Raw genomic sequence first — 7,076 nt, forward strand, 5'->3', positions numbered from 1 at the left:
TCGTGCTCGACCCCACCGACCGCAACACCGCCTTCATCTTCGGTGACGGCGCGGGCGCGGTGGTCGTCGGACCGAGCGAGGTCAACGGCATCTCCCCCACCGTGTGGGGCAGCGACGGTGAGAACGCCGAGGCGATCGGCCAGAGCTACGACATCATCGAGTACATGGACCGCGCCGAGGAGTTCCAATCGCGTGATCCGCAGACCGATCCGGTCGAGCGCATGGTCGTCACCATGCAGGGCTCGCGTGTGTTCCGGTGGGCGGCGATCACCCTGCCGAAGGCGTTGGCGTCGACGCTGGAGCAGTCCGGGGTCACCGCCGAGGACATCGAGGTGTTCGTCCCGCACCAGGCCAACGCGCGTATCAACGAGTTGATGCGCAAGAACCTGGGCCTGCCCGACGACCTGCCGATGGCCAACGACATCGAGAACACCGGTAACACGTCGGCGGCGTCCATCCCGCTGGCGATGGAGGAGATGCTGGCCACCGGCAAGGCCAAGGGCGGCCAGACCGCCCTGCTGCTCGGCTTCGGCGCCGGTCTCAGCTACGCCGGCCAGGTGGTCACCCTCCCCCCGGCACCGAAGATCACCAGCTTCTGAGGCGTCAGGGGTTCCGGAGCTGGGTCCACCTGTTGTCGGTCACAGTCTGCTAGGACTGTCTTTGTACACCTGCACGACATTGTTCGGCTGATCACATCCAGGGCCGGACGCTGCAGGCAACCAGAGGACGTCCCGCATGACCGTGATCGCCGAACGCACCGGCACCAAGAACATCGGAATCCTCGGGATCGGCGCCTATCGCCCGTCACGAGTCGTCACCAACGATGAGATCTGCGAGACGATCGACTCGTCCGACGAGTGGATCTACACGCGTACCGGGATCAGGACGCGCCGTTTCGCCGGTGTCGACGAGTCCGTCACCACCATGTCGGTGGACTGCGGACTCAAGGCGATCGCGAACGCGCTGCTCCAGCCGTCGGACATCGATGCGGTCATCATCGCGACCAACACACATCTGTTGCTGACCCCGGCCGCCGCCACCGACGTCGCCCACCGGATCGGTGCGACCGGTGTCCCCGCGTTCGACATCACTGCGGGCTGCGCCGGGTTCGGTCACGCGATGGCGGTGGCCGCCGATCTGATCCGCGGCGGAAGTGCCGGCCACGTCCTGGTCGTCGGTGCCGAGCAACTGTCGGTGGGCATCGACATGACCGACCGCGGCAACTGCTTCATCTTCGGCGACGGTGCCGGCGCCGTCGTCCTCGGACCGGCGCAGGAGCAGGGCGTCGGGCCCGTCGTGTGGGGCAGCGACGGTTCGCAGTACAACGCGATCAAGCAGGACGTCGACTGGGCGACCTTCCTCCGCGGCGACCGCGAGCAACAGCCCTTCCTGCGCATGGAGGGCACCGCGGTGTTCCGCTGGGCGGCGTTCGAGATGGGCAAGGCGGCGCAGCGTGCCCTCGAGGCCGCGAAGATCGGTGCCGAGGACCTCGACGTGTTCATCCCGCACCAGGCCAACGCCCGCATCAACGACCTGCTGGCCAAGAACCTCCATCTCCGGGAGGGCACCCCGGTGGCCAAGGACATCGAGTTCACCGGCAACACCTCGGCCGCCTCGATCCCTCTCGCGATGGAGAACATGCTGTCGACCGGGGAGGCCAAGCCCGGCCAGACCGCCCTGCTGCTCGGCTACGGCGCCGGCCTCAGCTATGCCGCCCAGGTGGTGACCCTTCCCCCGGTCCCCTTCGAGTAGCTCGATCCGTAGCAGTTCGCGTCGCTGCGCGATACGAACTGCTACAAACTCGGTTTTTGGTCTGACCTGCGCGTTGAGTAGCCTCGACAGGTGAGTTCCAGTCCCGACACCGTCGCCCGTGAGGTCGCCCGTCGTCGAACCTTCGCCATCATCTCCCACCCCGACGCCGGCAAGTCCACGATGACCGAGGCGTTGGCGCTGCACGCGCGGATGATCTCCGAGGCCGGGGCCATCCATGGCAAGGCCGGACGCAAGTCGACCGTGTCGGACTGGATGGAGATGGAGAAGGCCCGCGGTATCTCGGTGAGTTCGACTGCGCTGCAGTTCAATTACGAGGGCAACGTCATCAACCTCGTCGACACCCCCGGCCACGCCGACTTCTCCGAGGACACCTACCGGGTGCTCACCGCGGTCGACGCCGCGGTGATGCTCATCGACGCGGCCAAGGGTCTCGAGCCCCAGACGCTCAAGCTGTTCCAGGTGTGTCGCCATCGCGGCGTGCCGGTGATCACCGTGATCAACAAGTGGGACCGGCCCGGCCGCTCCCCACTCGAGTTGATCGACGAGATCAGCGAACGTATCGGCCTCACTCCCACCCCGCTGTTCTTCCCCGTCGGAATCGCCGGCGATTTCCGCGGTGTCCTCGACCGCCGCACCGGCGAGTACGTCCGCTTCACCCGCACCGCGGGTGGCGCCACCATCGCGCCCGAGGAGTTGCTCGACGCCGAGCACGCGGCGCAGCGTGAGGGCAGCGAATGGGAGGCCGCGGTCGAGGAGAGCGACCTGCTCTCGGAGATGGGCCAGGACCACGACGAGGAACTGTTCCTCGCGGGTGAGACCTCGCCGATGATCTTCGCCTCCGCAGCACTGAATTTCGGTGTGCGACAGCTGCTCGAGGCACTCGTCGAGCTCGCGCCACCTCCCACCGGCCGCGAGGGCATCGACCACCACGAACGCGAGGTCACCGACCCGTTCAGCGCCGTGGTGTTCAAGGTGCAGGCAGGGATGGACTCGTCGCACCGGGATCGCCTGGCGTACATGCGAATCGTCTCCGGTGAGTTCGAACGCGGCATGGTCGTCACCCACGCCCAGACGGGTAAACCGTTCACCACCAAATACGCCCAGGCCGTGTTCGGCCGGGACCGCTCCACCGTCGACACCGCCTACCCCGGCGACGTGGTGGGCCTGGTCAACGCGATGGCCCTGGCCCCCGGGGACACGCTCTACACCGACGAACTGGTGCAGTACCCGCCGATCCCGTCGTTCGCACCCGAGCACTTCGCCGTTCTGCGCGCCGAGAGTGCGGGCAAGTACAAGCAGTTCCGCAAGGCGATGGACCAACTCGACTCAGAGGGCGTGGTCCAGGTACTCCGCAACGAGGTGCGCGGTGACGCGTCACCCGTGCTCGCCGCGGTCGGGCCGATGCAGTTCGAGGTCGTCACCGCCCGGATGAAGACCGAGTTCGGCGTCGAGACCTCCGTGCAGAACCTCCCGTACGGTCTCGCCCGGCGCACCGACGCCGAGAGCGCCGAGGAACTGGGCCGTCAGCGCGGGGTCGAGGTGTTCACCCGCACCGACGGCGCGATCCTCGCCCTGGTCAGCGACAAGTGGCGACTGCAGTACATCGAGAAGGAACATCCGAAGCTGACTCTGGAACCCCTTGTCGCGGCAGCGGATTGACGTACTCGCGATTGCCGTTCTCGCGCTGGTCGCCGGCTTGTCGGCGGGCTGCGGGTCGTCGAACCTGAGCCTGTCACGATCGCCGACCACGTCGAGTGCACCCAGCGCGCAAGCATCGTCGAGCGGCCGCACCGACGACCGCGTCGCCGATGAGCGCTGCGACGAGAGGCCTCCGGCGGGACAGCTCACCCAGGCTCCCGGCGGGCTGTCTTTCCGCTCCGGCCGCGTACTCATCGACGTGCAGGAACCTGCCGCCGTCGGCGCCCCCGGCGATGTCGCCGATCCCGACGCCGACGACCCGCCGGGTGGAGGGTGCCACTCGTTTCCCAAGTGGGGCAACGACAACCCATTGGCCCCCCCGGACAGCGCGTTGTTCGTGTTCAAGAGCGCGGGGAGCAACGGCGTACAGATCGAGGCGCCGATCAGTGAATTGGTGTCCCGTAAAGACGTGACCGCGCAGATCGGTGTCGTCGCCGAGGGCAGGTACTTTCAGGCCATCTCGTGCGCGCTGACGATGACCTCGTTCACCGAGGACAGCGCCGCGGGGTCGTTCACGTGCCCCGACGCCGTTCTCGTGCAGGCGAACCCGTTCCTACCCGATGACTCCGTCGACCCGACGGATCAAGTACCCGAGACGGAGGTGCCCACCACACCCCTGCCGCCGATCGGGATACCGGGAACCGTTGCCCCCGATGCCGCGTCGACCGCGGTGTTGTCGGGGTGGTTCGAACTCAGCCGTTGACGTCTCAGATCCTGACGACGCCTCAGATGCTGCCGACGATCCGCTCGACCTCGGCCGGGTCGACGTCGTCGACCGTTGCGGGCGAGAACGCCGGGTTGCGGTCCTTGTCGACGAGGACCGCCCGAACCCCCTCGGCGAAATCAGGGGTCGCACAGATTCGTTCTGCGGCATGGAGTTCTCGCTCGAAACACTGATCGAGCAGCGACGAATCCCCGATCTCGATCAGCCGGGCCGCCACCATCAGACTGGTCGGTGACGCCGACTCCATCAACGTCACCATCTGCTGGGCCCACTGCGCCTGCTGCTCCGACGCACTCGACGCCGCACCGCGCAGGCCGCCCAGGATCGCGGGAACCGAACTGTCGGCGAAGTACTCGGCGATGTTCTTCAACGGGATCTCGGTCGGGGCAGGGGCCGACGAGGTCAGGACCTCCACCAGCGGGGCGCCCGAACGGATCGCGGTGGCCACCTCGGCGAGGCCGTCGGACGGGACATGATGTGTCGCGAGGCCGACCGTGACGGCATCGGTACCGGTGATTCGAGCGCCGGTGAGCCCCAACCACATTCCGACACCCGCGGGCAGGCGCGGCAGGAAATAGGTCGCACCGATGTCGGGGAAGAATCCGATCGCCGTCTCCGGCATCGCCATGACGGCCTTGTCGGTGACGACCCGCACCTCGCCGTGCACGCTGATCCCGAGGCCTCCGCCCATCGCGGCGCCGTCGATCAACGTGACGTAGGGCTTGGGGTAGTCGGCGATCAGCTGATCGAGGGTGTACTCCGAGGCGAAGTAGTGGCTGATCGCCGCGGCGTCACCGTCGACCGCGTTCTCCCGGATCGCGCGGATGTCACCGCCGGCACAGAACGCCCGGTCCGATGCCGACGTCACGAGCACAGTCGCCACCGACGGATCGTCGGCCCAGCGGGTGAGCACCTCGTGCATGTCGTCGATCATCGACTGATCGAGGGCGTTGAGCGCCCGTGGCCGATCGAGGATGATCTCGCCGACTCCGTTGGCCACCGAGGTCTGAATGTAGGACATGCAAGTACCGTACTATCCCCACTCTTCGGCGAGTTCCATCCATTCGACCTCGGCGGTCTCCTTCTCGGCCACGACGGCGGTCAACTCCGCGTCGAGTTCGCGTAGGCGTTGCGAGTCGGTGGCGGACTCGGCCAACAGGGCGTGCAGCTCGGTCTCGCGAGCATCGAACTTCGCGATCTGCCGCTCGAGTCGCTTCATCGCCTTCTGCGCGTCACGCTCGGCGCCGGCATCGCGAACCGGTGCGGCCACCGCGCCGTCGGAGCGTCCCGCGACCGACGACACCGGAGTGCTGTTGTCGCCCTGTCGTGCTCGTCGCTGGAGGTAGGACTCGATGCCGCCGGGCAGGTTCGTCAGTCCACCGTCGCCGAACAGCGCCCAGGTGCTGTCACAGATCCGCTCGATCAGGTAGCGGTCGTGGCTGATGACCACCATCGTCCCGGCCCATCCGTCGAGGATGTCCTCGAGTTGCTGGAGGGTGTCGATGTCGAGGTCGTTGGTGGGCTCGTCGAGCAGCAGCACGTTGGGCTGCGCCATCAGCACACGGGTCAGCTGCAGCCGACGGCGCTCGCCACCGGAGAGATCGCCGACCGGCGTCCGCTGACGAGCCGGCGAGAAGCCCAGCCGCTCGGCGAGCTGGCCCGCCGAGATCTCCTTCTCCTGCTTGGTTCCCGCGCCGATCGTGATGCGACCGGCGACGTCCTCGACCGCCTCCAGCACGCGCATGTCGGTGGGCAGGTCGTCGAGTTCCTGTCGCAGCCAGCCGATGGACACCGTGGTGCCCTCCTTGCGGCGGCCCGGTTCGACGGGCACCTCACCGGCGAGCGCGCGCAGCAGCGTCGTCTTGCCGGAACCGTTGATACCGACCAGACCGATCCGCTCGCCGGGCTGCAGACGCCACGTGAGGTCCTCGACGAGCACACGGTCGTCCGGGGTGCGCAGGGTGGCGTCCTCGAGTTCGATGACGACGCGGCCGAGTCGACGTTTCGCGAAGGACGACAACGCGACGCTGTCACGGACCGGGGGCACGTCGGCGATGAGCTTCTCGGCGGCCTCGATGCGGTACTTGGGCTTGGATGTCCGGGCCGGCGGGCCGCGACGCAGCCAGGCGAGTTCTTTGCGGGCGAGGTTACGGCGACGCTCCTCGGCGGCGTCGGCGAGACGCCCCCGCTCGGCGCGTGCGTAGATCCAGTCGTTGTATCCGCCCTCGTACTCGGTGACCGAGCCGTGCGCGACCTCCCACGTACGGGTGGCGACCGTGTCGAGGAACCACCGATCGTGGGTGACGACCACCAGCGCGCTGCGACGGTTGATGACGTGATCGGCCAGCCACTGGACGCCCTCGACGTCGAGGTGGTTGGTGGGCTCGTCGAGGATCAGCAGGTCGAGATCCTGCACGAGCGCGGCGGCCAGGGCGACGCGACGACGCTGTCCGCCGGAGAGCTCCTCGACGCTGCGGTCGAGTCCGCCGTCGAGGCGGTCGATCCCGATGCCGGCGAGCACCGCGCGCACGCGCGCGTCGGACGCCCATTCGTGTTCGGGGATGTCAAGCGGGCCGAGCACGACGTCGCCGACGGTCGATCCGGGCGGCAACACGCCGCGCTGGGTGACGACGGCCATCCGCAGTCCGCCGACCCGCGACACCCGGCCGGAGTCCGGCTCGGTGAGGCCGGCGAGGATCTCGAGCATGGTGGTCTTGCCGCCGCCGTTGAGGCCGACAACGCCGATGCGTTGGCCTTCCTGCACACCGAGACTCACCGACTCCAGCAGCGGGGCGATGCCGAAGCTCTTGCTGATCTTCTCGGCGTTGACGAGGTTTACCATCGGGTCCTGTCGTTCGGGGTGGGGCGTGGGGGCAGGAGG

6 protein-coding genes are annotated in these 7,076 nt (G+C 67.8%); 4 read left to right on the top strand and 2 right to left on the bottom strand.

Translation table 11 applies throughout. The features are described 5' to 3' along the window. From JHC79_RS22080 to JHC79_RS22095, 4 genes are all read left to right on the top strand, one after another. On the top strand, positions 1-599 hold a 599-nt coding region (locus JHC79_RS22080; protein ID WP_296394936.1), incomplete at its 5' end, for a 3-oxoacyl-[acyl-carrier-protein] synthase III C-terminal domain-containing protein. A 136-nt stretch (positions 600-735) separates the two neighbouring features. Beyond that, a complete protein-coding gene (locus tag JHC79_RS22085) occupies positions 736-1,752 on the top strand; it encodes a beta-ketoacyl-ACP synthase III (protein WP_296394938.1) in 1,017 nt (338 codons plus the stop codon). 90 nt (positions 1,753-1,842) lie between these two features. Continuing rightward, on the top strand, positions 1,843-3,432 hold the full coding sequence (locus JHC79_RS22090) for a peptide chain release factor 3 (protein WP_296394940.1): 1,590 nt from the start codon (positions 1,843-1,845) through the stop codon (positions 3,430-3,432). Beyond that, positions 3,413-4,174 carry a hypothetical protein gene (locus JHC79_RS22095; RefSeq protein ID WP_296394943.1) on the top strand — a complete coding sequence of 254 codons (762 nt, stop codon included), beginning with the start codon at positions 3,413-3,415 and terminating at the stop codon, positions 4,172-4,174. The genes JHC79_RS22090 and JHC79_RS22095 overlap by 20 nt, the downstream gene beginning before the upstream one ends. 22 nt (positions 4,175-4,196) lie before the next feature. On the opposite strand, the gene JHC79_RS22100 is transcribed toward JHC79_RS22095, so the two are convergent. Together JHC79_RS22100 and JHC79_RS22105 are read right to left on the bottom strand one after the other, a co-directional pair. Continuing rightward, positions 4,197-5,216: an enoyl-CoA hydratase/isomerase family protein gene (locus JHC79_RS22100; RefSeq protein WP_296394945.1), complete on the bottom strand. Its 1,020-nt coding sequence runs from the start codon at positions 5,214-5,216 to the stop codon at positions 4,197-4,199. 12 nt (positions 5,217-5,228) lie between these two features. Next, on the bottom strand, positions 5,229-7,037 hold the full coding sequence (locus tag JHC79_RS22105; RefSeq protein WP_296394948.1) for an ABC-F family ATP-binding cassette domain-containing protein: 1,809 nt from the start codon (positions 7,035-7,037) through the stop codon (positions 5,229-5,231). Positions 7,038-7,076 lie beyond the last annotated feature (39 nt).

The sequence above is a fragment of the Williamsia sp. genome (assembly GCF_016462415.1).
GTDB lineage: Bacteria > Actinomycetota > Actinomycetes > Mycobacteriales > Mycobacteriaceae > Williamsia_A.